At 62.7% G+C, this 25,225-nt stretch carries 18 protein-coding genes and 1 tRNA gene; 14 read left to right on the forward strand and 5 right to left on the reverse strand.

What is annotated here, in order from left to right; all coding sequences use genetic code 11:
* Positions 1–762: 762 nt before the first annotated feature.
* The 6 genes from AB5K84_RS33825 to AB5K84_RS33850 all read left to right on the forward strand — a co-directional run bounded on the left by AB5K84_RS33825 (position 763) and on the right by AB5K84_RS33850 (position 11,163).
* Positions 763–3,222 carry an arylsulfatase gene (locus AB5K84_RS33825; protein WP_011085450.1) on the forward strand — a complete coding sequence of 820 codons (2,460 nt, stop codon included), beginning with the start codon at positions 763–765 and terminating at the stop codon, positions 3,220–3,222.
* A 45-nt stretch (positions 3,223–3,267) separates the two neighbouring features.
* Positions 3,268–4,773: a DUF1254 domain-containing protein gene (locus AB5K84_RS33830; RefSeq protein WP_011085449.1), complete on the forward strand. Its 1,506-nt coding sequence runs from the start codon at positions 3,268–3,270 to the stop codon at positions 4,771–4,773.
* 24 nt (positions 4,774–4,797) lie between these two features.
* Entirely contained in the window at positions 4,798–5,211 is a 414-nt protein-coding gene (locus tag AB5K84_RS33835) for a hypothetical protein (RefSeq protein WP_011085448.1), read from the forward strand.
* Positions 5,212–5,326: 115 nt separating this feature from the next.
* The gene (locus AB5K84_RS33840; protein ID WP_038965877.1) at positions 5,327–8,005 is read left to right on the forward strand and encodes an arylsulfatase; all 2,679 of its coding nucleotides are present in this window, start codon (positions 5,327–5,329) and stop codon (positions 8,003–8,005) included.
* 259 nt (positions 8,006–8,264) lie between these two features.
* On the forward strand, positions 8,265–8,717 hold the full coding sequence (locus AB5K84_RS33845) for a DUF2721 domain-containing protein (protein WP_049832581.1): 453 nt from the start codon (positions 8,265–8,267) through the stop codon (positions 8,715–8,717).
* A 34-nt stretch (positions 8,718–8,751) separates the two neighbouring features.
* Complete coding sequence (locus AB5K84_RS33850; protein WP_011085445.1) at positions 8,752–11,163, forward strand: tetratricopeptide repeat protein; 2,412 nt, start codon at positions 8,752–8,754, stop codon at positions 11,161–11,163.
* 128 nt (positions 11,164–11,291) lie between these two features.
* Here AB5K84_RS33850 and AB5K84_RS33855 read toward each other — a convergent pair whose 3' ends face one another.
* Positions 11,292–12,701, reverse strand: a complete 1,410-nt coding sequence (locus AB5K84_RS33855; RefSeq protein WP_038965879.1) for a DUF1254 domain-containing protein — start codon at positions 12,699–12,701, stop codon at positions 11,292–11,294.
* Positions 12,702–12,829: 128 nt separating this feature from the next.
* On the opposite strand from AB5K84_RS33855, the gene AB5K84_RS33860 reads away from it, so the two are divergent.
* Positions 12,830–12,991 carry a hypothetical protein gene (locus AB5K84_RS33860; protein WP_162494068.1) on the forward strand — a complete coding sequence of 54 codons (162 nt, stop codon included), beginning with the start codon at positions 12,830–12,832 and terminating at the stop codon, positions 12,989–12,991.
* 26 nt (positions 12,992–13,017) lie between these two features.
* On the opposite strand, the gene AB5K84_RS33865 is transcribed toward AB5K84_RS33860, so the two are convergent.
* Together AB5K84_RS33865 and AB5K84_RS33870 are read right to left on the reverse strand one after the other, a co-directional pair.
* Positions 13,018–13,911 (reverse strand): hypothetical protein, encoded by an 894-nt coding sequence (locus AB5K84_RS33865; protein WP_011085443.1) that lies wholly within the window; start codon positions 13,909–13,911, stop codon positions 13,018–13,020.
* Between the two features lie 258 nt (positions 13,912–14,169).
* Positions 14,170–14,244, reverse strand: a tRNA-Gln gene (locus tag AB5K84_RS33870).
* 264 nt (positions 14,245–14,508) lie between these two features.
* On the opposite strand from AB5K84_RS33870, the gene AB5K84_RS33875 reads away from it, so the two are divergent.
* The gene (locus AB5K84_RS33875; protein WP_011085442.1) at positions 14,509–16,287 is read left to right on the forward strand and encodes an acyl-CoA dehydrogenase; all 1,779 of its coding nucleotides are present in this window, start codon (positions 14,509–14,511) and stop codon (positions 16,285–16,287) included.
* Positions 16,288–16,467: 180 nt separating this feature from the next.
* On the opposite strand, the gene AB5K84_RS33880 is transcribed toward AB5K84_RS33875, so the two are convergent.
* Together AB5K84_RS33880 and AB5K84_RS33885 are read right to left on the reverse strand one after the other, a co-directional pair.
* Positions 16,468–17,706, reverse strand: a complete 1,239-nt coding sequence (locus AB5K84_RS33880) for an MFS transporter (RefSeq protein WP_011085441.1) — start codon at positions 17,704–17,706, stop codon at positions 16,468–16,470.
* Entirely contained in the window at positions 17,706–17,882 is a 177-nt protein-coding gene (locus AB5K84_RS33885; protein ID WP_157839390.1) for a hypothetical protein, read from the reverse strand. Before AB5K84_RS33885 ends, AB5K84_RS33880 begins: the two co-directional genes overlap by 1 nt.
* A gap of 129 nt (positions 17,883–18,011) precedes the next feature.
* Between AB5K84_RS33885 and AB5K84_RS33890 the strand changes: the two genes are divergently transcribed.
* From AB5K84_RS33890 to AB5K84_RS33915, 6 genes are all read left to right on the forward strand, one after another.
* Entirely contained in the window at positions 18,012–18,770 is a 759-nt protein-coding gene (locus AB5K84_RS33890) for an enoyl-CoA hydratase-related protein (RefSeq protein ID WP_011085440.1), read from the forward strand.
* Positions 18,771–18,862: 92 nt separating this feature from the next.
* Complete coding sequence (locus AB5K84_RS33895) at positions 18,863–20,521, forward strand: bifunctional metallophosphatase/5'-nucleotidase (RefSeq protein WP_011085439.1); 1,659 nt, start codon at positions 18,863–18,865, stop codon at positions 20,519–20,521.
* A gap of 134 nt (positions 20,522–20,655) precedes the next feature.
* The gene (locus tag AB5K84_RS33900; protein WP_011085438.1) at positions 20,656–21,585 is read left to right on the forward strand and encodes a histone deacetylase family protein; all 930 of its coding nucleotides are present in this window, start codon (positions 20,656–20,658) and stop codon (positions 21,583–21,585) included.
* A gap of 74 nt (positions 21,586–21,659) precedes the next feature.
* Entirely contained in the window at positions 21,660–21,911 is a 252-nt protein-coding gene (locus AB5K84_RS33905; RefSeq protein ID WP_008132970.1) for an exodeoxyribonuclease VII small subunit, read from the forward strand.
* Positions 21,912–22,496: 585 nt separating this feature from the next.
* Entirely contained in the window at positions 22,497–24,425 is a 1,929-nt protein-coding gene (dxs, locus tag AB5K84_RS33910) for a 1-deoxy-D-xylulose-5-phosphate synthase (RefSeq protein ID WP_028175335.1), read from the forward strand.
* Between the two features lie 186 nt (positions 24,426–24,611).
* Complete coding sequence (locus AB5K84_RS33915) at positions 24,612–25,166, forward strand: nucleoside 2-deoxyribosyltransferase (protein WP_011085436.1); 555 nt, start codon at positions 24,612–24,614, stop codon at positions 25,164–25,166.
* Positions 25,167–25,225: the final 59 nt, after the last annotated feature.

Raw genomic sequence — 25,225 nt, forward strand, 5'->3', positions numbered from 1 at the left:
AACGATCAAAGCCCGACCACGCCGTGTGGGTGCTGAAGTGTGGCAACGCGACCTACAGGGTCAGCCGTGCGCCCGACATGGCTGCAAAGGTCGAGCCGCTGCGGTGAAAACCTCGCGCCTGATCATGAGAAAAACCAAAGCAATCCCTGCCGCCGTTTTGGGACGTGCCTTTTCGTCTCTCGTCTTTCCGGAGGCAGTTGCCAAGCACATCCATAGGGCCACACGGCTTGCGCACAACCGAGCCCCAGGTCACGAGGATCGATTTGCTCGAGACGATCGCTCTTGACTGCAAGCCGGTGCTTCGCAGGAAGCTTCTGCCAGGACGCCAACGAAATTGCTGCAACCAAGGTGATCGCGAGCACGGCACCGGCGACGGGATGATTGAGCTTGTGGACGCGCATAGCGGGTCGCTGTCGATCCGGGGGTGAAGGTCAAGAAAGCTTGCCCTTGGAAGTGTGCGACCCTGAAATTTCGTCCCGTTGATTTCGCTCAAGCTCCGTCGTTCGGCCGTCCGGTACACGATGGCGAGTGTGAGCGCGTTCTGCTCTCCAATGTGCTGGCGTGTTGCAGATGCTTGACCCGCGTGGCACCGGTAAACCCATACAAAAGATGAGCGTGCCCTGCTGGTTAGGATAGCCGGGCGACCGACGCTGCCCCTCGGCGTCGCCCCCGGTGGGTTGATCTGCATCAACGTCACTCTCTGCATGATCCTGAAGGATGACAACATCCGCGCGTTTTGCGCACCTCTCAGGAGGGCATGCAATGAATTTTCGTGCGATTGTTTCCATACTATTTTTGACATCGGCGATATCCGCCCCTGCATTTGCGCAGCAAGCGCAACCGACCACGCCGCCTCCGGGCTCCCCGGCCGCGACCATCACCATTCCCGGCAACCAGCTCCCGCCTCCCGATCCGAAGTTCGGTGGGGTCATCAAGGACAAGGCATCCGAGTCGACGCCATGGTGGCCGCCGCGCGTCGTGCCGCCCAAGGGCGCGCCGAACGTGCTAGTGATCATGACGGATGACCAGGGTTTTGGCGCACCGAGCACCTTCGGCGGCATCATCCCGACGCCCAGCATGGACCGGATCGCAAAGGCCGGCTTGCGCTACACGAACTTCCATTCGACGTCGCTATGCTCGCCGACCCGCGCAGCGTTGATCACCGGACGCAACCATCACTCGGTCGGCTATGGGGTGGTCGGCGAAATCGCAACGGGTTTCCCGGGTTACGACTCGATCATCCCGATCGAGAAAGGCACGATCGGCACCATTCTGAAGGCGAACGGCTACGCGACTTCGTGGTTCGGCAAGGATCACAACACGCCGTCCTATCAGTCGAGCCAGGCCGGGCCGTTCGACCAATGGCCGAACGGAATGGGCTTCGATTATTTCTACGGCTTCGTCGGCGGCGATGCGAGCCAGTGGCAGCCGAATCTCTTCCGCAACACGACGGCGATCTATCCCTTCCAGGGCAATCCCGGCTGGAATCTGGAAACTGCGATGGCCGACGAGGCCATTCAGCACATGAAGCAGCTCAAGGAGGTCGCGCCGGACAAGCCGTTCTTCGTCTATTACGTGCCGGGCGCCACACATGCGCCGCATCACCCCACGCCCGAGTGGGTCAAGAAGATCAGCGACATGCACCTGTTCGACGAGGGCTGGAACAAGGTGCGCGAGACAATCTTCGCCAACCAGAAGCGGCTCGGCATCATGCCCGAGAACGCCAAGCTCACCCCGTGGCCGAAGGACCTGCCGGAGTGGGACTCGCTGAGCTGGGACGAAAAGAAGCTCTTCATCAAGCAGGCAGATATCTACGGCGCCTATCTCGCCTACGCCGACCATGAGATCGGACGGGTCATCCAGGCGGTCGAGGACTTGGGAGAGCTAAACAACACCCTGATCATCTACATCGGCGGCGACAACGGTGCGAGCGCCGAAGGCATGCTCAACGGCACACCGAACGAGTTCACCACCTTCAATGGCGTTCCCGTGCCGGTGAAGGATCAGTTGCTCTGGTATCCGTTCTGGGGATCGGAGCGGACCTTCCCGCATTTCGCGGCCGGCTGGGCGTGGACGATGGATACACCCTTCAAGTGGGTGAAGCAGGTGCCATCACACTTCGGCGGGACGGCCCAGGGCGTGGTCATGTCCTGGCCGGGCCACATCACGGACGTCGGCGGCATCCGCCGCCAGTTCCACCACGTGATTGACATCGTGCCGACCATTCTCGAAGCGACCGGCATTTCGCAACCCGACACGATCAACGGGATCAAGCAGATTCCCATCGAAGGCGTCGGCATGACGTACACGTGGGACAAGGCGAACGCCAACACAGCGTCGCGCCACACCACGCAATATTTCGAGATGCTCGGCAATCGCGCCATCTATCAGGACGGGTGGGTGGCGGCCACGACGCCTGCGACGCTCCCCTGGGAGCTGAGCACCAAGACGCCGCCGGACGTGATCACCGGCTACAATTGGGAGCTCTACAACGTTCAGGAAGATCCCACGCAGTTCAACGATCTCGCGGCGAAGATGCCCGACAAGCTCAAGCAGATGAAGGATCTCTTCTACGCCGAGGCGAAGAAGTACAACGTGCTGCCGCTCGACAACTCGACGCTGGCGCGCTGGAACACGCCGCGCCCGAGTCTCACGGCCGGACGAACGGTCTTCACGTATTCGGGCGAACTGATCGGCACACCCGCCAGTGCGGCGCCCGACATCCTGAACAAGAGCTACAGCATCACCGCTGAAGTGGACATTCCCGAAGGCGGAGCTGAGGGGATGATCGTCACCCATGGCGGCCGCTTCGGAGGCTACGGCCTGTTCCTGAGCAAAGGCGAGTTTGGCGTCGGCCGAGGCAAGGTGGTGTTCCTCTATAACCTGCTCGACCTCAAGCGCACGACGTGGGAGGGACCCGAGCTGAGCGCCGGCAAGCACACCATCGCCTTCGACTTCAAGCCCGATGAACCGGGCCTGGGCAAAGGTGGCACGGGCGTGCTCTCGGTGGATGGCAAGGAAGTAGCCAGGAATTCCCTGGAGCACACCATACCTGTCACTTTCCCCGAGGATGAGACCTTCGATGTCGGCCAAGACACCCGCACGGGAGTGGCCCTCGTGGAGTATCGCTACGACACTCCGTTCAAGTTCACCGGCAAGATCAACAAACTGACCTTCAAGCTCGAACCTGAGCCGAAGTCACAAACGACAGGCAAGAACTAGCACTGCATTGAACCCGCGATTGAACTCAAGGCACAGGAGATCGCCATGAACATCGCCAATCAGTGGATGAATTCGTTCAGGATCCACCGCCGTGATCTGGGTCTGGGCGCTCTGGCGCTGGGCGCGGCCGCCACGCTGCCAGGATCGAGCACCGCGCAGACTCGAGCGGAAGAACTAGGCCAATTTCTGAAGGGAGAGCTGGGAGACCTTAAGGACCTGAAAGATGATGTGAAAGAGGAGATCGCGTACCTGCTTGGTATGGAGTGCTACGTCTATGGCTTCCCGCTGGTCATGATGGACGTGACAAATGGCGTGATCACGGCGACATCAAAGTCGGGAGAATACAAGGCACCCATCAACCAATTCGGTCGGATGAAGGGCTACGTCAGCCCGGATTTCAAGGATGTCGTGCGGATCAGCGTCAACTCGGTGTGGTCGTTCGCCGTTCTTGATCTCGACAAGGAGCCGCTTGTTGCCTCGCACCCCGACACGAAGGGGCGTTACATCGTCCTGCAGTTGATGAATATGTGGACCGACGATTTTGGCTCGATCGGCAGCCGCACCACCGGCACGGGCGCAGGCAAGTTCCTCGTCGCCGGGCCCAAGTGGAACGGCACCGCGCCGTCGGACATCAAGGACGTCTACCGATGCCCGACGCGCTTTGCATGGTTGCTCGTGCAGATGTCGGCCGCGGGCCCGCAGGACTTTCCGGAAATCCATGCCCTGCAGGATCAGCTTCTAATCACGCCGCTCAGCGCATGGGGCAAGCCGTATATGCCGCCCAGCGACGTTCCGATCGATCCTGCCGTGGACCTCACCACAACTCCGTACGATCAGGTGCGATTGATGACGGGGGAGATGTTTTTCAAGCGTCTGGCGACGCTGTTGAAGGACAACCCGCCCTATCCGGCCGACACCAAGATGCTCGAGAAACTCAAGAAGATCGGCATCGAACCTGGCAAGGAGTTCGACACCAGCAAGCTGGATCGCGCCATCATCAAGGGCCTGAATGGCGCACCGGGCGAGGTATGGCTGAAGTTTCAGGAGGGACCTTACGAAGCGCCGTCTGTGAACGGCTGGATCAACATGCTGAATATCGGGAGATATGGCACCGACTACAACACCCGCGCCCTGATCGCCTGGCTCGGACTTGGTGCGTTGACCTCCGATGATGCCGTGTATCCCAGTGCATTCGTGGACGGCGATGGCAATGTTCTGGATGGTGCCGCCAGGTACGTTCTGCATTTCGGCAAGGATGACTTTCCGCCCTCGGCCAGCGGCGTCTGGTCCGTCTCGCCCTATCGCGAGAATTTTTACGTACGGAACTCAATTGACCGCTACGGGATTCTTTCCGGAATGCCACTCAAGTACAACGCGGACGGCTCGCTGGATATCTACATCCAGGCCATGACACCTGGCGCCGACAAGGAAGCAAACTGGCTGCCCTGTCCGCCGAGTCTTCCGTTCAACTTGACCATCCGCGCGTACCAGCCGAGCAAGCCGTTGCTCGATGGCACCTACAAGATTCCACCAGTCAGACGCGTGGGATGAGTTCGGGCGTCAGCAGAGATCGGTATGTTGAAAGGCATGGAGATCGCAAGATGGACCGTTCTCGCCGCGGCCATCGAGGCCGCGGCGACCGGTCTCGTCCTGTTCGCTCGACCGTCATGGTTCGCCCGGCTGGTATTCGGCAGTGAATTTTCGGATGCCGGCAGCGCGCTCGGCCGGCTGACGGCTATCGCTCTGCTCGGACTGACACTCGCCACCTGCCCTTCTGGCGCGGTGGGCCCACTGCCATCATCCGTTCGCGCGCTGATGACCTACAACGTCCTGGCAGCAATCTACCTCCTTTACCTCGCGATCGGCCACCAGTTAACTGGCATCCTCTTATGGCCGGCGATCGCGCTCCACGCGATCCTTGTGATCTTCCTCGGTCACGCCTGGTTAGCCAAGAGAGATCGCGAGAGCGCAGAAGACTTCTCGATATAGCGGCTGAAACCGATCTTGAGGATGCCGTGGATTGATCTGCATCAACGTCACTCTCTGCATGATCCTGAAGAATGACAGCATCCGCGCGTTTGAGCGCCTCTCAGGAGGGCTTGCAATGAATTTTCGTGCGATTGTTTCCGTACTATTTTTGGCATCGGCGATATCCCCGGCGTTTGCACAGCAAGCGCAGCCAACCACGCCACCTCCGGGCTCCCCGGCTGCGACCATCACCATTCCCGGCGACCAGCTTCCACCGCCGCCGCAGAAGTTTGGGGGCAAGATCGAACAGGGGGCAACGAATTCGAAGCCGTACTGGCCGGCGCGTATCGTGCCACCCAAGAACGCACCGAACGTCCTTTTGATCATTACAGATGATGCCGGGTATGGCGTACCGAGCACGTTCGGCGGGGTCATCCCGACTCCGGCGCTCGACCGCATCGCCGCGAACGGTCTGCGCTATACCAATTTCCATTCGACCGCACTGTGCTCGCCAACCCGCGCCGCGCTGATCACCGGGCGCAATCATCATTCGGCCGGCTTCGGGGTGGTCGCAGAGCAAGCCACAGGCTTTCCCGGATACGACAGCATCATCACCAAAGATAAGGCCACGATCGGCCGCATCCTCACCGACAACGGCTACCACACCGCGTGGTTCGGCAAGAACCATAACACACCGGAATATCAGGCGAGCCAGGCCGGACCGTTCGATCAATGGCCGACCGGCATGGGCTTTGAGTATTTCTACGGATTCATGGGCGGCGACACGAGCCAGTGGCAGTCGGGCACGCTGGTCCGCAACACCACGCCGATCTATCCCTTTGTCGACAAGCCGGGCTGGAATCTGATGACAGCGATGGCGGACGAAGCCATCGACTACATGAACCGGATGAACGCGCTATCGCCCGATCAGCCGTTCCTCATCAAATTTGCGCCGGGCGCGACCCACGCGCCGCATCACCCGACCAAGGAATGGGTCGACAAGATCAGCGCCATGCATCTGTTCGACGATGGCTGGAACAAGCTGCGAGAGACCATCTTCGCCAACCAGAAGAAGCTCGGCGTGATCCCGCAGAACGCCAAGCTGACTCCGTGGCCGAAGGATCTGATCAAGGAATGGGATCAGCTTAGCGCCGACGAAAAGAAGCTGTTCGTCCGCCAGGCCGATGTGTTCGCCGCCTATGCCGCCTACGCCGACAACGAGATCGGTCGCGTGATCCAGGCAGTCGAGGACATGGGCAAGCTCGACAACACGTTGATCATATACATCGAGGGCGACAATGGCACCAGCGCCGAGGGTCAGCCCAACGGCACTCCGAACGAAATGGCGATGTTCAATGGCGCCAATCCATCGGTCGAGGACCAGCTAAAGTATTTCTACGACGTCTGGGGCACTGACCGTACCTACAACCACATGTCGATTGGCTGGGCCTGGGCGTTCGATACGCCATTCTCCTGGACCAAGCAGATCGTGTCGCACTTCGGTGGGACCCGCCAGGGCATGGCGATCTCATGGCCGAAGGTGATCACGGATAAGGGCGGGATTCGTAACCAGTTCCACCACGTCATCGACATTGTTCCGACCATTCTCGAAGCGGCGAAGATCAAGCAGCCCGACATGGTGGATGGCATCAAGCAGAGCCCGATCGAGGGTGTCAGCATGATGTACACCTTCGACAAGACCAACGCGAATGCGCCCACGACGCACAAGACGCAATATTTCGAGATGATGGCAGATCGAGCCATTTACGACGACGGCTGGATCGCCAGCACCACGGTGATACGGCCGCCCTGGGTGACAGTCGCGAAGACCGTCGATCCGGCCAACTTCCAATGGGAGCTTTACGACCTGCGCAATGACTGGACCCAGTCCGACGATCTCGCCGCCAAGAATCCGGCGAAGCTCAAGGAACTGCAGGAATTGTTCATCAAGGAGGCAACGAAGTATCAGGTGTTCCCGCTCGATTCGACGCTGGTCGCCAGAGCCCTCGCGCCGCGGCCGAGTCTGAGCGCAGGCCGCTCGCAGTTCGTCTGGACAAGGCCGATCACCGGCACCCCGAACGGCGACGCGCCGAGCATCCTCAATACATCCTACAACTTCAAGGCCGAGATCGAGATACCTCAGGGCGGCAGCGACGGCATGCTGATCACCCAAGGCGGCCGGTTCGCTGGTTACGGCTTCTACGTGTTGAAGAACAAGCCGGTGTTCACCTGGAATTTGGTCGATCTCAAGCGCGTGCGCTGGGAAGGACCGGACCTCACGCCCGGCAAGCACATACTTGAATTCGATTTCAGGTATGATGGACTCGGTCCGGCGACGATGGCGTTCGGCGATTACAGCGGCGTCGGCAAGGGCGGCACCGGGGTGCTGAAGGTTGACGGCACCGAGGTCGCAACCCAAAAGATGGAGCATACGCTTCCCTTCATCCTGCAGTTCGACGAATCGCTCGACATCGGTTCCGATACCGGCACGCCGGTCGACGATAACGACTACAGCACGCCGTTCACCTTCACCGGCAAGCTGAACAAGATCACGCTGAACATCGACCGGCCAAAGCTGTCGCCCGAAGACATCAAGCGCCTGCAGGCTGCGGCGCGGGCCGCCGGAGACGGTCCGTCCGCCGATGCCGAGACGGCCCCGACCGGTGGCACCGCGCCACAGGTTTCGGGCGACATCGGACTCAATTTGGCTCAGAAGGTCGAGCTGCGCATCGACAAACTGGAAGGCTGCCGCAAGCAGGCGAAAGGCCTTGGGCTTGTGGAACGCGTGCAGTTCGTCCGGAAGTGCATGGAGTGATGGCTGCTGTCCAGCGTATGGCAGGGCGGCACCGACGTGTCGAAGCTCGACGGCGCTCCCGAACCGGGAGCGATTGCCCTTCGTCGCCGCGATTTCATCGCAACCGCAGTAGGTGCCGCGCTGCCTGCCCGCCAAACCTGTCCTTCAATCTCAGCGTTCGGATCTGCCAGACCAAGACTGCGCTGAAGGACGACACGCTCAAGATCTCGTCCATCCGGCGCATTCGCGACACCTGAGGAAGCTGGAGGATCGAGCGAAGATGGAGAACGTGGTTCAGTTAATACCGGTAACGCCTTCGATCGACCAGCTGGCACGGATCATCGGCAACGTGGCGGCTCCGGCTTTCCTGCTGGGAGCCGTCGCGTCCTTCATCTCGGTCCTCGTTTCCCGTATCAACCGGGTGGTCGACCGGGCCCAATTTCTTCACGGCATCACCGATGGTGATGCCTCAAAGGCTTACCTCAAGACGGATATTCCCCGGCTGCGGCACCGGGCGTCGCTCTTGAACAGGTCGCTGTTCTGCTCCATCCTCTCTGCGATCCTCACCGCCCTCATCATCATCGTTGCCTTCATCAGTGCGCTGTTCAACGTGGCCCACGAATATGGCGTTGCGATGCTGTTCATGGCCGCGCTCCTGATGTTCTGCGCCTCGCTCATCGACCTCGCTCGCGAAACCCGAATTGCCCTTCACGACAACGACCTTCGCATGTAAATCTTCCTGCGCAGCACGCGATGGGTGATCGGACGTGACGAAGGGTTCTCGAAAGAGCCGCAGGCGTCAGCAGGCCCCCACGAAGGCCCGGCCTGAACAAGGTCGTTCGGCTCCTGCTCAACGCCCCGCGCCGACATTCCGCCTGCGAACTGCCGCGCTGCTGGCAATCGGGTCGGGTGCGCTGTTTTTTCTGCTCGCAAGCGGGCTTTCCTGGTTCAAGACGTCCGAAATCTCGTCTCCGCCGACCCGCGAGGCAGAACTGAGCTTTGTCGGCAGTCAGGCGTGCAGCGGCTGCCACCAGGCGGAGACGCGGCTGTGGCAAAGCTCGCAACATCGCCACGCCATGGATCACGCGACCGACACGTCGGTCCGCGGCGACTTCAACGACGCCGCGTTCGAATATGCCGGCACACGCTCGCGCTTCTTCCGCAAGGACCGGAAATTTCTGATCGAGACAGACGGGCCGGACGGCAAGCTTGCGACGTTCGAGGTGAAATACGCCTTCGGGGTCGATCCCCTGCAGCAATATCTGATCGAATTCCCCGATGGGCGCATCCAGGCTCTGTCGATTGCATGGGACACGCGCCCCAAAGATCAGGGCGGGCAGCGCTGGTTCCATCTCTATCCGGATGCTGCCGTCACCAGCAGCGATCCCCTGCACTGGACCAGGCTCAATCAGAACTGGAATTTCATGTGCGCCGAGTGCCACTCGACGAACGTGCACAAGAATTACGACGCCGCGAGGGACCGGTTCGCGACCAGCTTCTCCGAGATCAGCGTCGGCTGCGAGGCCTGTCACGGCGCAGGCTCGCGACATGTGTCATGGGCGCAGCAGAAGCCTGCAGCGCGCGGCCCGGACAATGGCCTGCTTGTCCGATTCGACGAACGCTCGGGCATCACCTGGTCAGCCGATGCCGAAACCATGACTCCGAAGCGCAGCGCGCCTCCGGCAACGCTGCGCAAGGAAGTCGAGGTCTGCGGGCGCTGCCACGCGCGACGCGGACAGTTCTCCGAAGACTGGAGGCCGGGCAAGTCCCTGTCGGAAACCCATCGGGTGTCGCTGCTCGACCGGCAAAGCTTCCATGCCGACGGCCAGATGCGCGACGACGAGGAGACCTACAACTACGCCTCGTTCAAGCAGAGCAAGATGTTCGCCAAGGGCGTCACCTGCAGCGATTGCCATGATCCGCACAGTGCGGCACTCAAAGCACCCGGCGATGGCGTCTGTGCGCAATGCCATGCGCCGGCCAAGTATGAAGCTGCCGCCCACCGGCAGCATGCCAATGTATCGCCGCCGCCAGGTTGCGCCTCCTGCCACATGCCGGAACGTCGCTACATGGTTGTCGATCGCCGCCACGACCACGGCTTCCGCATCCCCCGCCCCGATCTCTCCGTGCAGCTTGGCACACCGAATGCCTGCAACGACTGCCACCGCGACAAGCCGGCCGCATGGGCGGCGCGACAGGTCGAAACCTGGTTCGGTCCGCAGCGCCTGGGTTTTCAGGCCTATGCGCGGGCATTTCATGCGGCATGGAGCGAAGCGGCCGACGCGCAGGCTCTCCTTTCGGCCGTTGTCGCGAATGACGCTCCCGGGATAGTCCGCGCCGGCGCGCTGGCCGAGTTGCCCGCTCCCGACGCCGATCTGATCCGTCGCGCTCTCTCCGATCCCGATCCACTCGTGAGATTGGGCGCGCTCGATGCGCTGGAGGGCATTCCGGCCGACCAGCTCTGGACGCTCGCATCTGCGCAATTGACCGATCCGGTGCGCGGCGTGCGCATCCGCGCCGCCGAGCTTCTTGCCTCCGTTCCGCCATCGCGCCAGCCGGCCGCCGATCGCAACAAGTTCACGCAAGCCGCCGCCGAATTCGTGGCGGCGCAGAAATTGAATGCGGATCGCCCGGACGCCCGGGCTGCGCTCGGCAACTTCCTTGCAAGACAGGCCGGTGCCGCCGAAGCCGAGGCCGAATATCGGGCGGCCCTCAGGCTTGATCCATCGTTCCCGCCTGCCGCCATCAATCTTTCCGATCTCTACCGGCAGCTTGGGCGCGACAGCGATGGCGAACGCATTCTTCGCGAGACCCTGACCAAGTCCGGGCAAAATGCCTCACTTCACCACGCGCTCGGCCTCGTGCTCGTGCGGGAAAAGCGCGCCGATGAGGCGCTCGGTGAATTGCGTCAAGCAGCGGAGCTGGACCCCGGTCAACCGCGCTATGCTTACGTCTATGCCGTGGGGCTACACTCCTCTGGCCGCCGCGATGACGCCCTTGCCGTTCTACGGACCAGCTTGCAAGTGCATCCCAACGATCGTGAATCAGTTTCTGCGGCCCTCGCGCTGAGCCGCGAAAAAGGGGATTCCGCATCTGCCTTGGGCTACGCTGAGCAACTCTCACGCTTGATGCCCGGCAATCGCGAGATTGAAGATCTGATCAAGCAGCTCAAGCAATAGAGGCTGGCGATGAGGATCAGCGGCTCGGCTAAGCCGTGTACTCATAACCAGGGCGTTTTCGACGTCGCCGGAAGTCGCGGAAGGGCCCAATAACAGACGTTGCAATGCCTCGGCGGCAGGAACGAAAACTAAACTGCTCGCTGCATCGGCGGCTGTTTCCACTTCCCTTCGAGCGCCTCAGCTTTCGGCCAGTAGAGACGCATAACGACAAAGAAGCCACCCTTGGGTGCGGGCAGCCAGTTGGGTTGCCTGTCTGCTGCCGGAGCCTCGTTTTGGATGTAGAAGGTAATTCCGCCGTCCGCATCGCGCTTGAACTGTGACAGCATCGGCGAGTTGAGCAAGTAGCGGTTAATTGGATTGGCCGAGAGCAGGCTCGACGGCAGTTCGTACATCGTAAGTGACCAGAAGGCATTTACCGGCGGCAACTGGCCCGGTGCAAAGCGCACCGTGTAACGGTTTGCCCCATCGAATTTCTGACCGTCCGCATCTACGAGATACAGCGGATACATCGCTTCTTGCTTGGAGTTACCGTAAATGCCCACCACGGCAGCCGCCATGCGGTAAAGGTAGTTGTTCTTCAAATATGCTCGGCTGCCGAAGGTGTCGGCGCTGGTTACTTCCCCAGCATCCATTCGCTTTTGCAGTTGGGCCAATGCCTGCCAAGCATCAGCCATACCCTGCTCAATGGCAGTTTTCAGTTCAGGCGTGAGATTGCTTGCGTTGAAGTTCTTGCCAGCCCCAACGCCAATCTTGGCGAACCGCGCCATCAGTTCCTTCTCGGAGGGGTTCGTGGGGCAGAACTGTAGGAGGAAGTTGACGATGTTGAAAAACTCAAGCGAGGTCTTTTCGGTGTCGGACGTAAGCGGTTTGATGAAATCGCTCGCGGAGGCGGCCTTCGGCGCCGGCGCGCCAAGGAAAGCCGAAAGCGTCTGCACCTTGTAGCCGGCCTGCACCTTCTTCACGTTGTCGATGTCGCCAGGGTTGAAAAGTTGCGTGCGGTACGCAGCCAGCGCAAATTCGGTCTCGGCGCGTAAAACCTTCGTCACCCCCTTCGGGGTTGAGCCTTGCCAATTAGGTCCGGCGATGAGGAAGCTACCGCCATTGTTGCCGGTGCTACGACTCCCGATGTAGTCGAAGTTGAAAGTATAGGCGTCAATGAGCTGAATGCTGAAATACCGTTCCTCTTCGATCACCGGAACGGTGAGCACGATGGGTTCGGCCCGCAAGTCCATGCCGAGGAAAGAGTAGGGTGTGTCCGAGTTGGGCGTTTGCACCGCCTTGTCTTCCGGGGTGAAGACACGAGAGAAGTTACGGAGCTCGTTCCATGGCGCTTTATATTCGGGGTTCTTGGCATCCACGAAATAGGCATGCTGGATGCGATAGCTATCCACCATTGGGTAGCCGTAGACATAGGCTTCCTTGGCAATTGCGCGGGCTTCGGTGGGACTGACCGCGGCTTGTGCGCGCGCAAGCGCGGAACGGAAAGACGGGAGCAGAGCAATTCCGCAGGCAAAAGTTCTGCGTGTTATGGATTTCATAATCGCAACCTTCCTGACAGACCGACCGCTAGGTTGGCAGGATATGTTGTGGAAGAGCACGACATTTTGATGCAGGTCAACGATCGCACCAGAACAATGTCCGCGCCCTTGCCGTTCTAAGTACCAACTTGCAAGCGCATCCGGATGATCGAGACACCCTATCTGCGGCACTCGCGCTGAGCCGCGAAAAAGGTGATTCCGCCTCTGCCTTGGGCTATGCCGAGCAACTCTCGCGCTTGATGCCAGGCAATCGCGAGATTGAAGATCTCATCAAGCAGCTCAAGCAATAGCCGACTAGCGAGACTCTGCCGCTCGGCTAGTTGCGCACCGCGTATAGTGGCGTCCTGAGCGTGAGCTGGTACGCCGGTTTCGGCAGCCACATGATCTCGGCGGTCAAGCCAAACAGTCGGTTGTCATTGTCGTCCATGCGGTCCAGATCGAGTCGCACGATGGGCTGGGTGAACGACTGGATCGGCGCGAGGTTCAGAAGCTGGGCGCCTTCGAACGACTGTACCCCAACGCGCCCCGTAAACTTCCAGTTATTCGGCCATTGATAATAGCCACCGACATAACCGATCGTATTTGGATTAACTCTCACCGCTGCGCTGCCCACATCAACGCGTGTGTGCTGGATGCCTACGAGAAAGCCGCGAGTCTCGTCCTTGTCCAGAGCATAATCGAACTCGAGAATGTTGTTGAAAGACGTTGCGGTCAGTGGGCCGTTTGGAACGGATTGGGTGATCGTGGATTGCAGCGTCACGGTCGGGAAATTCCCGCCATTCTGCTGGTAGATGTCGGCCTGGAAACCGATATTCCAACTGGTGATGTCAAACGAAGACCATCCGCTGCCCGCAAACTGCGTGGAACTGCCGGACACGCCGGCGTAGAGCGAGACGCGATCGGTGACATCGATCGTAAACGGAAGATCGACGTTGAGTGATTTTGCTGCCGGCAATCCGGTCGACAATGCAGCGCCGTTCGATCCGGCGAGCGTTGGCACCGCATTGAAGAAGGAGGGATGACCAAAGCCAAACGCCAAGGATCCCTGTGGGATTTGCGCGTAATAGGTTCTGAGATCGAGGTACATCGTCGGCACGGCCGGCTTCTTGTCGCCGTCGCTGTCGTCATCGGCCTCAGCGGCCAACGCGCTTGCCGCCGGACAGATCAGGGCGAGCCCGAGAGCGGCCTTCAGAACGGACCGAAACCTCATCAACCGCTCCGAGTTCGACGCAAACCTTGCTTACCCGCAAGGCCCGCCAGATGCTGCAACATATCGTGCCACGAATTGCGTCGCTCTGTCTGCAACCTTCGGATCGCGATTTTCCCCTTAGACATAACCGCGTCCCGGCGAAAGGTGTGGAAAGCCATCTCGAACGACACCCCGTGCAGCAGCAATGTGTCGCAGAGCCGTGCAGCAGTTCCCCGGCCAGGCCGGCCTCGTGCGCGATTTCAGGCTGGTCGGAAGCGCTGGCTGGGGCGGGAGGGATCGAACCTCCGAATGGCGGAATCAAAATCCGCTGCCTTACCGCTTGGCTACGCCCCAACAGGCGACCCGGGGTCGGCGGAAGAACTGGCTACCGCAGATTCCCTTCGGTCGCAGCCGGTCTATAGGGTGCGGCGCGGCATTTCAACCGCCTGAAGGCGCAAAATACCACAGCTTCCGGGACCGGCCGCGCCACACTCTATTATACGCCCGGGACGAAGGCCCGTTCCGGGCCGGAGCCGTCCGGCGGCCGGCGTCCGGGCAGTTGAGACCTCCGGCGTTTCATGGGAAGACGGCGCCAACATCTGTCCACGGGAGTGAGCCATGACCTACCGCGCGCCAATCTCTGACATGCTGCTGTCGCTCAATCATGGCGCCGGCCTGAAGGCCGCCGTGGAAGCCGGCCATTACGGCGATTTCGACGCCGACATCGTGGCCGCCGTGCTGGAGGAAGCCGGCAAGTTCGCCACCGACGTGCTGGCGCCGCTCAACCGTGTCGGCGACGAGCACGGCATCAAGCTCGACGCCGGGAAAGTCACGACTGCGCCGGGCTGGCCCGATGCCTATAAGCGCTGGACCGAGGGCGGCTGGAACGCGGTGTCCGGGCCTGAAGCGTTCGGAGGCCAGGGCCTGCCCGTTGCGATCAACGCCGCCTGCACCGAGATCTGGAGCGCCTCCAACGTCGCCTTCGGCCTGTGCCCGCTGCTGACGGCCTCGGCGATCGAGGCGCTGGATGCGCATGGCAGCGACGAGCTGAAGGCGATCTACCTCGAGAAGCTCGTCTCGGGCGAATGGACCGGCACCATGCAGCTCACCGAGCCGCAGGCCGGCTCCGACGTCGGCGCGCTGCGCACCCGCGCCGAAAAGCAGGCCGACGGCACCTATCGCATCAAGGGGACGAAGATCTTCATCACCTATGGCGAGCACGACATGACCGACAACATCGTGCATTTCGTGCTGGCGCGTCTGCCGGACGCGCCCGCCGGCACCAAGGGGATTTCTCTCTTTCTTGTTCCCAAGTTCATGGTCAATGCCGACGGCTCGCTCGGCGCACGCAACGACATTTTTGCGAGCGGCGTCGAGCACAAGCTCGGCATGCATGCTTCGCCGACCTGCACCATGACCATGGGCGACCATGGCGGCGCCATTGGTTTCCTGATCGGCGAAGAGAACCAGGGCATGCGCTGCATGTTCACGATGATGAACCAGGCCCGCCTCGGCGTCGGCCTCGAAGGCGTCGGCGTTGCCGATCGCGCCTATCAGCAGGCGTTGTCCTACGCGCAGGAGCGCAAGCAGGGCCGCGCCGTCGGCAAGAAGGGCGACGGTTCGGACGCGATCTTCGTCCACCCCGACGTCAAGCGCATGCTGATGCGGATGCGGGCGCAGACCGCGGCGGCGCGCACCATCTGCTACGCGACCGCGGTCGCAATCGACGTTTCGACCCGCGCCAGGGATCCAAAGGTCCGCGCTGACGCGGCGGCGCGCGCGGCGCTGCTGACGCCGATGGCCAAGGGCTATTCCACCGATATCGGCAACGAGGTCGCCTATCTCGGCGTGCAGGTGCATGGCGGCATGGGCTTCATCGAGGAGACCGGCGCCGCGCAGTACTATCGCGACGCCCGCATCACGGCGATCTACGAGGGCACCAACGGCATCCAGGCGATCGACCTCGTCACGCGCAAGCTCGCGGCCAATGGCGGCGCCGCGGTGTGGGCGCTGCTCGACGAGCTCTCGGCCGTCGTCAAGCAGGTCGAAGCCTCCAACGACCCCGCTTTCGGCACCACGGGCGCAAAGCTGCGCGAAGCGCTGGACGCGCTGACGCGCACCAGCAAGTGGCTGCTGGAGCGCGTCACGTCCGCGCCGAACGAGGCGCTTGCCGGCGCAACGCCGTATCTGCAGCAGTTCGGCGCCACGCTCGGCGGCTGCATGCTGGCGTCCGAGGCGCTCGCCGCGAAGAGCGACGGCCTTGCCGATGCACAGCGCTACGTCTCGCTCGCCCGCTTCTTCGCCGAGAACATCACGGTGCAGGCGGCCGGGCTGGAGCGCACCGTGACGGAAAGCGCGGAGTCGGTCGCGGCGGCGGATGCGGTGTTGCTGGGGTAGTCTACCCTCCTCCCCGCTGTCATTCCCCGCGAAGGCGGGGAATCCAGTACGCCGCGGCCTCTCGGTGAACTACGGACGTCTCGGAGTACTGGATCGCCCGATCAAGTCGGGCGATGACACCGAATGTTGGGGACGCAGTTGGCCCACAGTCGGTCATCCTGGAGCTTCGCTCCATCCAGGCTATGAAGCTGCGAGCTTCGCCCGCCTCCCCGGTCGCCACAGCACGATGCTCGCGGCGATGAGATCCAGCGCCACACACATCGCAAACGCCGTCGTGTAGTTGCCGGTCAGGCTGCGGACCAGGCCGACGATGCCCGGGCCGAAGGCGCTGACGACGCCGCTGATCGACGTGCCCAGGCCCATCGCGGCGGCAAAGGCGGCAGAGCCGATCTCGCGCTGGATGATCAAAGGTGGGAACGTGATCATGTTGCCGATCGAGAAGCCGTAGACGGCGCAGCACACCAGCAGCGCCGTCGGGCTCGTGCTCTGCAGGAGCACGAACAGCGCCGCCGCCTGGCTCGTCATCGACGCCGCGCAGGCGAGCCGCGGATCGAGCCGGTCGACGAACAGGCCGAGCGACAGGCGCCCGACCACCGCCATCGCGGCCATGATGGTCACGGCAAGGCCGGCGCTGGCGCGCCCGATCAGCGGTTCGAGGAATGTCACCTGGTGGACGATGAAGCCCATCTGCGCCAGCAGCGCGATCGCGATCGGCAGCACCATGGTCCAGAACGCCGCGTTGGCGAGCAGCGCCTTGCGGGAATGGGCCGGCGCGGGCGTGCCGCCACCGGCGGGGCGTTCGCCCGATGCCAGCGGCAGCCCGGCCGGCCAGCCGATGAAGCCGACGACCACCGGCAGCACCAGCAGCACCATCACCGTCGTGGCCGCCAGCATCGCCGAGCGGAAGCCGATGCTGGCGGTCAGCGACAGCAACAGCGGAACGAGGACGATGCCGCCGCAGGTCGCGCCGTTGAAGGCGAGGCTGAGCGCGAGGCCGCGGCGCCGATCGAACCAGGAGTTCAGCACCGTCGCGATCACCACGGTGCCCATGCCGGTCCAGCCGACCGCCATCAGCGCATAGGCAAGATAGAGCTGCCAGGGCGTCTGCATCAGCGCCAGCAGAACGGTCGATGCGCCGAGCGCCGAGAGGCCGCACAGGATCAGCGAACGCAGCCCGATACGGGCGAGCAGATCGTCGGTGAAGATGACGAGGACGGAGGTCAGCAGAAACGAGAAGGTGCTGGCCGCGGAGACCAGCGTGCCCGGCCAGCCATGGGCGCGCTGAAGCTCGGCGAGATAGACGCCCTGGCCGTAGAGGCCGAAGCCGAACATAAAGAAGGCCATCAGGAAACAGGCCAGCACAACGCGCCAGCCGCGATAATGCAGCGAGGATTCGTCGACACTCGTCGCGGCAATCATCAATCGAGCAATCGGCCAAATGGAACGGCACGATCGTGCACCACAACCACCGGTTTTTCAAATGAAACATTGTAGCCATTTGTTGCAATGCGCAATGATCCCATGAGCGGTGCGCCGGTGCGATCCAGCCGATCATGGTTCCCTGGACGGAATACCGCCGCGACGGGCGGCGCCATGCGCCGGGATCAAGGGAATCGTCGTCGAAAAGGCCGAGCGGGCGGATTGGCACGTCTGCAAGATGATGTAGGCTGATGCTTGCGAGACTCGCCGGCGGCAAGCCGTCGCGGCGACCGCAGGGGGTCATCATGCCGAATGGCAATATCATCGTCGCCGAAGAGCGTGGAACGCGCGTGATCACCCTGCGCCGCCCGGGCAAGAAGAACGCGATCACGCAGGACATGTATCGGGAGATGAGCCGCGCGATCGACACCGCGCAGAACAACCCCGATATCCGCTGCATGATCATCACCGGCGGCTCCGGCGTGTTCACGGCCGGCGACGACATCGACGATTTTCTGAAGGCCGACACGGCACGCCCGGAGACGCTTTCGGACGGCGCCAAGTTTCTCTATTCGCTCGCCCTCAACGTCAAGCCGATCATCGCGGCCGTGGACGGCGCCTCGATCGGCATGGGCACCGTGATGCTGTTCCATTGCGACTACGTGCTCGCTTCGAACGCGGCGACCTTCTCCGCGCCCTATATCCATCTCGGGCTGGTGCCGGTCGGCGCCGCCAGCCTCTTGATGCCGAACACGATGGGTTACCAGCGCGCCTTCGCGATGCTGGTGATGGGACGGACCTTCACCGCCGCGGAGGCGCACGCCGCCGGCTTCGTCAACACCGTGGTCTCGCCGGGGCACACCGAGGTCGAGGCGCGCAAGGTGGCGCGCGATATCTGCCGGCTGCCCGCCGAGGCGGTCGCGACCTCGCGCAAGCTGCTGCGTGCCCCGCCGGAGCAACTCACCCGCCGCATCGACCAGGAGGCCCATCTGTTCGGCGAGCGCTTGAAGTCGGACGATGCTATCGCTGCGTTCAACGCGTTTGCGAGCAGGAAAAAGCGGTGACGGCGAGCGCTGGTCGATTATCCTCGGTCGTCATTCCGGGGCGCGACGAGAACCTTCGTGAAATCTTCGCGCGCAACGACTAATCTTATTCCATGCGACATCTTCTCCGCCTGACCATTTTCGCCCTTGCGCTCGCCGCCCTGCCCGCCTCTGCCCAGACCGCCGCGCCGGTCGAGCTGCGCATCCTTGCGATCAACGATTTCCACGGCAATCTGCGGCCGCCGCCCGGCGGCATCCGCATCAACGATCCCGAGGACGGAGCCAAGAAGGTCATGGTGGCGGCCGGCGGCGCCGAGTACATGGCGACGCTGGTGAAGCAATTGCGCGACGGGCACAAGAACACGATCTTCGTGGCCGCCGGCGACCTGATCGGCGCGAGCCCGTTCCTATCGGCGATGTTCCACGACGAGCCTTCGGTCGAAGCGCTCTCGATGATGGGGCTCGCGATCACCTCGGTCGGCAATCACGAGTTCGACGAGGGCAAGGCCGAGCTGCTCAGGATGCAGAACGGCGGCTGCCATCCGGTCGACGGCTGCCAGGGACCGCATCCCTTCACGGGCGCCAAATTTCACTATCTCGCCGCCTCCACCGTGGAGACGGCGACCGGTCAAAGCGTGCTGCCGCCGTATGAGATCCGTGAGTTCGACGGCATTCCCGTCGCCTTCATCGGGCTGACCTTGAAAGGCACCGCCGGCATCGTGTCGCCCTCGGGCATTGCCGGCCTCGAATTCCGCGACGAGGCCGAAACGGTGAATGCGCTGGTGCCGCAACTGAAGGCGCGCGGGGTGGAAGCGATCGTCGTGCTGATCCACGAAGGTGGCGAGCCTGCCGGCGACCACAATGAATGCCCGGGCATTTCGGGGCCGATCGTCGAGATCGTGAAGAAATTCGATCGCGCCGTCGATGTCGTCGTCAGCGGCCACACCCATCGCGCCTATGTCTGCAATATCGACGGACGGCTGGTGACGAGCGGCGACAAGTACGGCACGCTGGTCACGGCGATCGATCTCAAGCTCGATCCGGCAACGCGCGACATCGTCGCCGCCAAGGCCGAGAACGTCATCGTCGCCAATGCCTCGCTGGCGAAGGACGCGGAGCAGACCGCGCTGATCGAGGCCTATGACAAGCTCGCCGCGCCGATCGCCAATCGCCCGGCCGGATCGGTGACGCAGACGCTGTCGCGCATTCCGAACGAAGCCGGTGAAAGCCCGCTCGGCGACGTCATCGCGGACGCGCAGCTCGCCGCGACCAAGGAGGCCATGAATGGCAGCGCTGTCATCGCGCTCACCAATCCCGGCGGCATCCGCACCGATATCGTTCCGAAGGAGAACGGAGCGGTGTCCTTCGGCGAGCTGTTCGCGAGCCAGCCGTTCCGCAACCGCCTCGTCACCATGACGCTGACAGGCAACCAGCTCAAGGTGATGCTGGAGCAGCAATGGCTCGATCCGAAGCGGCCGCGAATCCTCCAGGTGTCGAACGGGTTCAGCTACGCCTGGGATGCGTCGAAGCCGTTCGGCGAACGCGTGATGGCCGAGAGGATGACGCTCAACGGCAGGCCGATCGAGCCCGGAAGCGGCTACCGCGTCACCCTCAACGATTACCTCGCCGTCGGCGGCGACGGCTTCACGGTCGCCAGACAGGGCACGGCGCCGCAATATGGCGGGTACGACGCCGACGCGTTGTTCGCGTTTTTCCAGGCGCACGGGCCGATCGGCCCGTTGCCGCTGAGCCGCATCCTGCGCGTGAATTGATCCGGATCAAACGGGCCGGAACGGGACAACCGTTTGCCATTCCCGGTGGAGCGCATAGATTGCGTTTTGCATTGCGTTTTGGCGCCGGATGCGCCAAGCGACGTCAAGAGCCCGTTCCCAGTGAGCCCGACCTGATGAGCACGCTTCTCCTCTCCCACAAGGCCTGCCTCGACCACGTCACGCCGCCGGGACATCCCGAAAGGCCGGACCGCTTGCGCGCAGTGGAGGAAGCGCTGTCGCACGAGCGCTTCCAGTTCCTGGTCCGCGACCAGGCGCCGGAGGGCGATCTCGATCTCGTCACGCTCTGCCACAACGAGCACTACGTCACCGAGCTGCGCCACATCGCGCCGTCCAGCGGGCTCGTCTATATCGACGGCGACACCTCGATGTCGCCGGGCACCTGGGAAGCGGTGATGCGCGGCGTCGGCGGCGCGGTCGCGGCGACCGAAGCGGTGATGGCGGGCGAGCACCGCAACGCCTTCGTCGCGGTGCGCCCGCCCGGCCATCACGCCGAGATCGGCAAGCCGATGGGCTTCTGCTTCTTCGACAATGTTGCGATCGCCGCGCGTCACGCGCAGCGCAAATACGGCATCACGCGCGCGGCCATCGTCGATTTCGACGTGCATCACGGCAACGGCACGCAGGACATCTTCTGGTCGGACCCCACGGTGATGTACTGCTCGACGCACCAGATGCCGCTGTTTCCGGGCACCGGCGCGAAGGGCGAACGCGGCGACCACGACACCATCGTCAACGCGCCGCTGGCGTCCGAGGACGGTGGCCCGGAATTCCGCAGCGCTTTCGAGAACCTGATTCTGCCGCAGCTCGAAAAATTCAGCCCCGAGCTCCTCATCATCTCTGCGGGCTTCGATGCACATTATCGCGATCCGCTGGCCTCGCTGAATCTGCGCGCGGAGGATTATGCCTGGGTGACGCGCAAGCTGATGGACCTTGCCGACAGGACCGCCGGAGGCCGCGTTGTTTCGGTGCTCGAGGGCGGCTATGACCTGCAAGGACTGAAAGAATCTGTTACGGCGCATGTCGGCGCCCTGATGGGCGCCTGACGACGCCCGCCACATTAAGCCCGCAAAACCCGCCTTCACTGCGAGGCAAGCGAATCGGGCAATCGGAAACGGATATGGCCGAAAATACCCAAGTCGACGTCTCCAGGCTCACCTTCGAGCGCGCGATCGAGGAACTCGAGACGATCGTGAAGCGGCTCGAGGACGGCAAGGTGCCGCTCGAGGAATCCGTGACGATCTACGAGCGCGGCGAAGCGCTGAAGCGCCGTTGCGAGGAACTGCTGCGCCAGGCCGAAGCCCGCGTCGACAAGATCACCACGGATGCGAGCGGCCAGGCCACCGGCACCGCACCGCTCGACGTCCAGTAAGGGACCCCGACCAAGCCTCTTTCGGCATCGGACGCCTGCAATTTTTTCATGATCGCACGCAGCTGTGTGTGCTCATGGGGCGGGCGGTCGGGCACCGAGATCGAAGAATTCCCCCGCCGGGGCCATTCGGCCCCGCGAATCGAGCGGAAAATAGCCCTCCTCTCGCCGAAAATCCTGCCGGGGAACCGGGCAAGGCAGGAACCCCGCCGCGGGCGCCGCAGTTAACCACTCTGGCCCGGGGGTTGCAGGCGCATGCCCGTAATCGCCCCAGCGGGTTGGCTTTGGCCCAAGCTTTGGTGTAAAGCTGCGCGGAGTGTGGCTTTTTGTTAGCCTTGCTTAGGCATCGATTACCGACGACAAGTGCTTCAAATTGCTAATGAAATTGGCTGGGACGGACGAAGCCGATCTAAGTGACAGGGATCACAGAGACTGAACCGGAGCGCACTTAAGCTCACCTAAGCTTGAAGACGGGGCCTTGCCCCATGCAGGTGGCTCCGACGGTTTAAGGACTCGCGCTGCGCCGATATTGTGCAAACCCATCGCGCACCGGAACGACCTTCCGGCGCTGACAAATTGGAAATCGCCGTGAACGCATACAGTAAGACGCCGCTTCTCGACACCATCCGGACGCCGGACGACCTGCGCAAGCTCAAGATCGAGCAGGTTCGCCAGGTCGCCGACGAGCTGCGGCAGGAGACCATCGATGCCGTCTCGGTAACCGGCGGTCACTTCGGCGCGGGTCTCGGCGTGGTCGAGCTCACCACCGCGATCCATTACGTCTTCGACACGCCGCGCGACCGGCTGATCTGGGACGTCGGCCACCAGGCCTATCCGCACAAGATCCTCACCGGGCGGCGCGACCGCATCCGCACCCTGCGCACCGGCGGCGGCCTGTCCGGCTTCACCAAGCGCAGCGAGAGCGACTACGATCCGTTCGGCGCGGCACATTCCTCGACCTCGATCTCCGCCGGCCTCGGCATGGCCGTGGCACGCGACCTCTCCGGCGGCAAGAACAACGTTATCGCCGTCATCGGTGACGGGGCGATGTCGGCGGGCATGGCCTATGAGGCCATGAACAATGCCGGGGCGATGAACTCGCGCCTGATCGTCATCCTCAACGACAACGACATGTCGATCGCGCCGCCGGTCGGCGCCATGAGCGCCTATCTGTCGCGCCTGTATTCCGGCAAGACCTATCGCACGCTGCGCGAGGCGGCCAAGCAGATCAACAAGCGCCTGCCCAAGATCATCGCCAACCGCGCCAACCGCGTCGAGGAATATTCGCGCGGCTTCATGATGGACGGCGGCACGCTGTTCGAGGAGCTCGGCTTCTATTACGTCGGCCCGATCGACGGCCATAACCTCGACCACCTCCTGCCCGTGCTGAAGAACGTCCGCGACATGGAGGAAGGCCCGATCCTGGTCCACGTGGTGACGCAGAAGGGCAAGGGTTACGGCCCGGCGGAAGCTTCCGCCGACAAGTACCATGCCGTCGTCAAGTTCGACGTCGCGACCGGCACGCAAGCCAAGGCCAAGCCGAACGCGCCCGCCTACCAGAACGTGTTCGGCCAGAGCCTCGTCAAGGAAGCGCAGAAGGACGAGAAGATCGTCGCCATCACCGCGGCGATGCCGTCCGGCACCGGCGTCGACATCTTCAACAAGGCGTTCCCGGACCGCACCTTCGACGTCGGCATCGCCGAGCAGCACGCGGTGACCTTTGCCGCCGGTCTTGCGAGCGAAGGCTACAAGCCGTTCTGCGCGATCTACTCGACCTTCCTGCAACGCGGCTACGACCAGATCGTCCATGACGTCGCGATCCAGAACCTGCCCGTCCGCTTCGCCATCGACCGCGCCGGCCTCGTCGGCGCCGACGGCGCGACGCATGCCGGCTCGTTCGACAACGCCTATCTCGGCTGCCTGCCGAACATGGTGATCATGGCGGCGGCCGACGAGGCCGAGCTCGTGCACATGGTGGCAACCCAGGTCGCGATCGACGACCGTCCGAGCTCGCTGCGCTATCCGCGCGGCGAAGGCCGCGGCATCGAGATGCCCGAGGTCGGCATTCCGCTCGAGATCGGCAAGGGCCGCATGATCCGCCAGGGCAGCAAGATCGCCCTGCTCTCGTTCGGCACCCGCCTCGCCGAATGCGAGAAGGCAGCCGACGAGCTCGCCGCGCACGGCCTTTCGACCACCATTGCGGACGCGCGCTTCATGAAGCCGCTGGACACCGAGCTGGTGCTCAAGCTCGCCCGCGACCACGAGATCCTGATCACGATCGAGGAAGGCTCGGTCGGCGGCTTCGGCTCGCACGTCGCGCAGTTCCTGACAGACCAGGGTGCGCTCGACAGCGGCATGGTCAAGTTCCGCACGATGGTGCTGCCCGACGTGTTCCAGGACCACGACACGCCGGCCGCGATGTACGCCCGTGCCGGTCTCGACGCCAAGGGCATCGTCGCCAAGGTGTTCGAGGCGCTCGGCAAGGACGTGAAGACCGAGACGGTCAAGCTGGCTTGATTGGTTTCACCTCTCCCGCTTACGGGAGAGGTCGGATCGCGAAAGCGATCCGGGTGAGGGCTTATTCCTCCAGGGGGCTCTCGATTGTCGAGACACCCTCTCCCCAACCCTCCCCCGCAGGCGGGGGAGGGAGCGCAGTTTTCGCCGCGGTTTGCAGCTCGCCTGATTTCTTCTGAGCAGTCCCCCATGAAAATCTATCTGGCAGGCCCCGACGTGTTCCTGCCGGATGCGGTCGAGATCGGCCGGCGCAAGGCCGAGATCTGCGAGCGCTTCGGGCTCACCGGCCTTTATCCTCTCGACAACGAGATCGACCTCACCGCCCCCGACGCCTCGCGGCAGATCTTTTGCGGCAACGAGGCGATGATGGATGCGGCCGACGCCATCATCGCCAACCTGACGCCGTTCCGCGGTGCCGGCGCCGATCCCGGGACCGTCTACGAGCTTGGCTACATGGCCGGGCGCCGTAAATTGTGTCTCGCCTATTCCAACGATGGCGCCACCTATGCCGACCGCGTCGGCCGTTTCGTGGACGTCACGTCAGAGGACGGGCGGCTGGTCGATGCGCAGGGCCTGACGGTCGAGGATTTTGGCCTCGTCGACAACCTCATGATGATCTATGCGCTGGAACTGCACGGCTGCCCGCTGGTGACGCCGGCCACGATGCCGATCGACGTCTGGCACGATCTCGCCGCGTTCGAGGCTTGCGTCCGGATGGCGGCCGCGCGATTGATTGCACCATAAGCGCATCAATCGTCCCAAGAATCGGTCCAAGAATCGTTCCAAGAATCGTCTCATGAGAG

The organism is Bradyrhizobium sp. 1200_D9_N1_1, assembly GCF_052075915.1.
Taxonomy (GTDB): Bacteria; Pseudomonadota; Alphaproteobacteria; order Rhizobiales; family Xanthobacteraceae; genus Bradyrhizobium; species Bradyrhizobium diazoefficiens.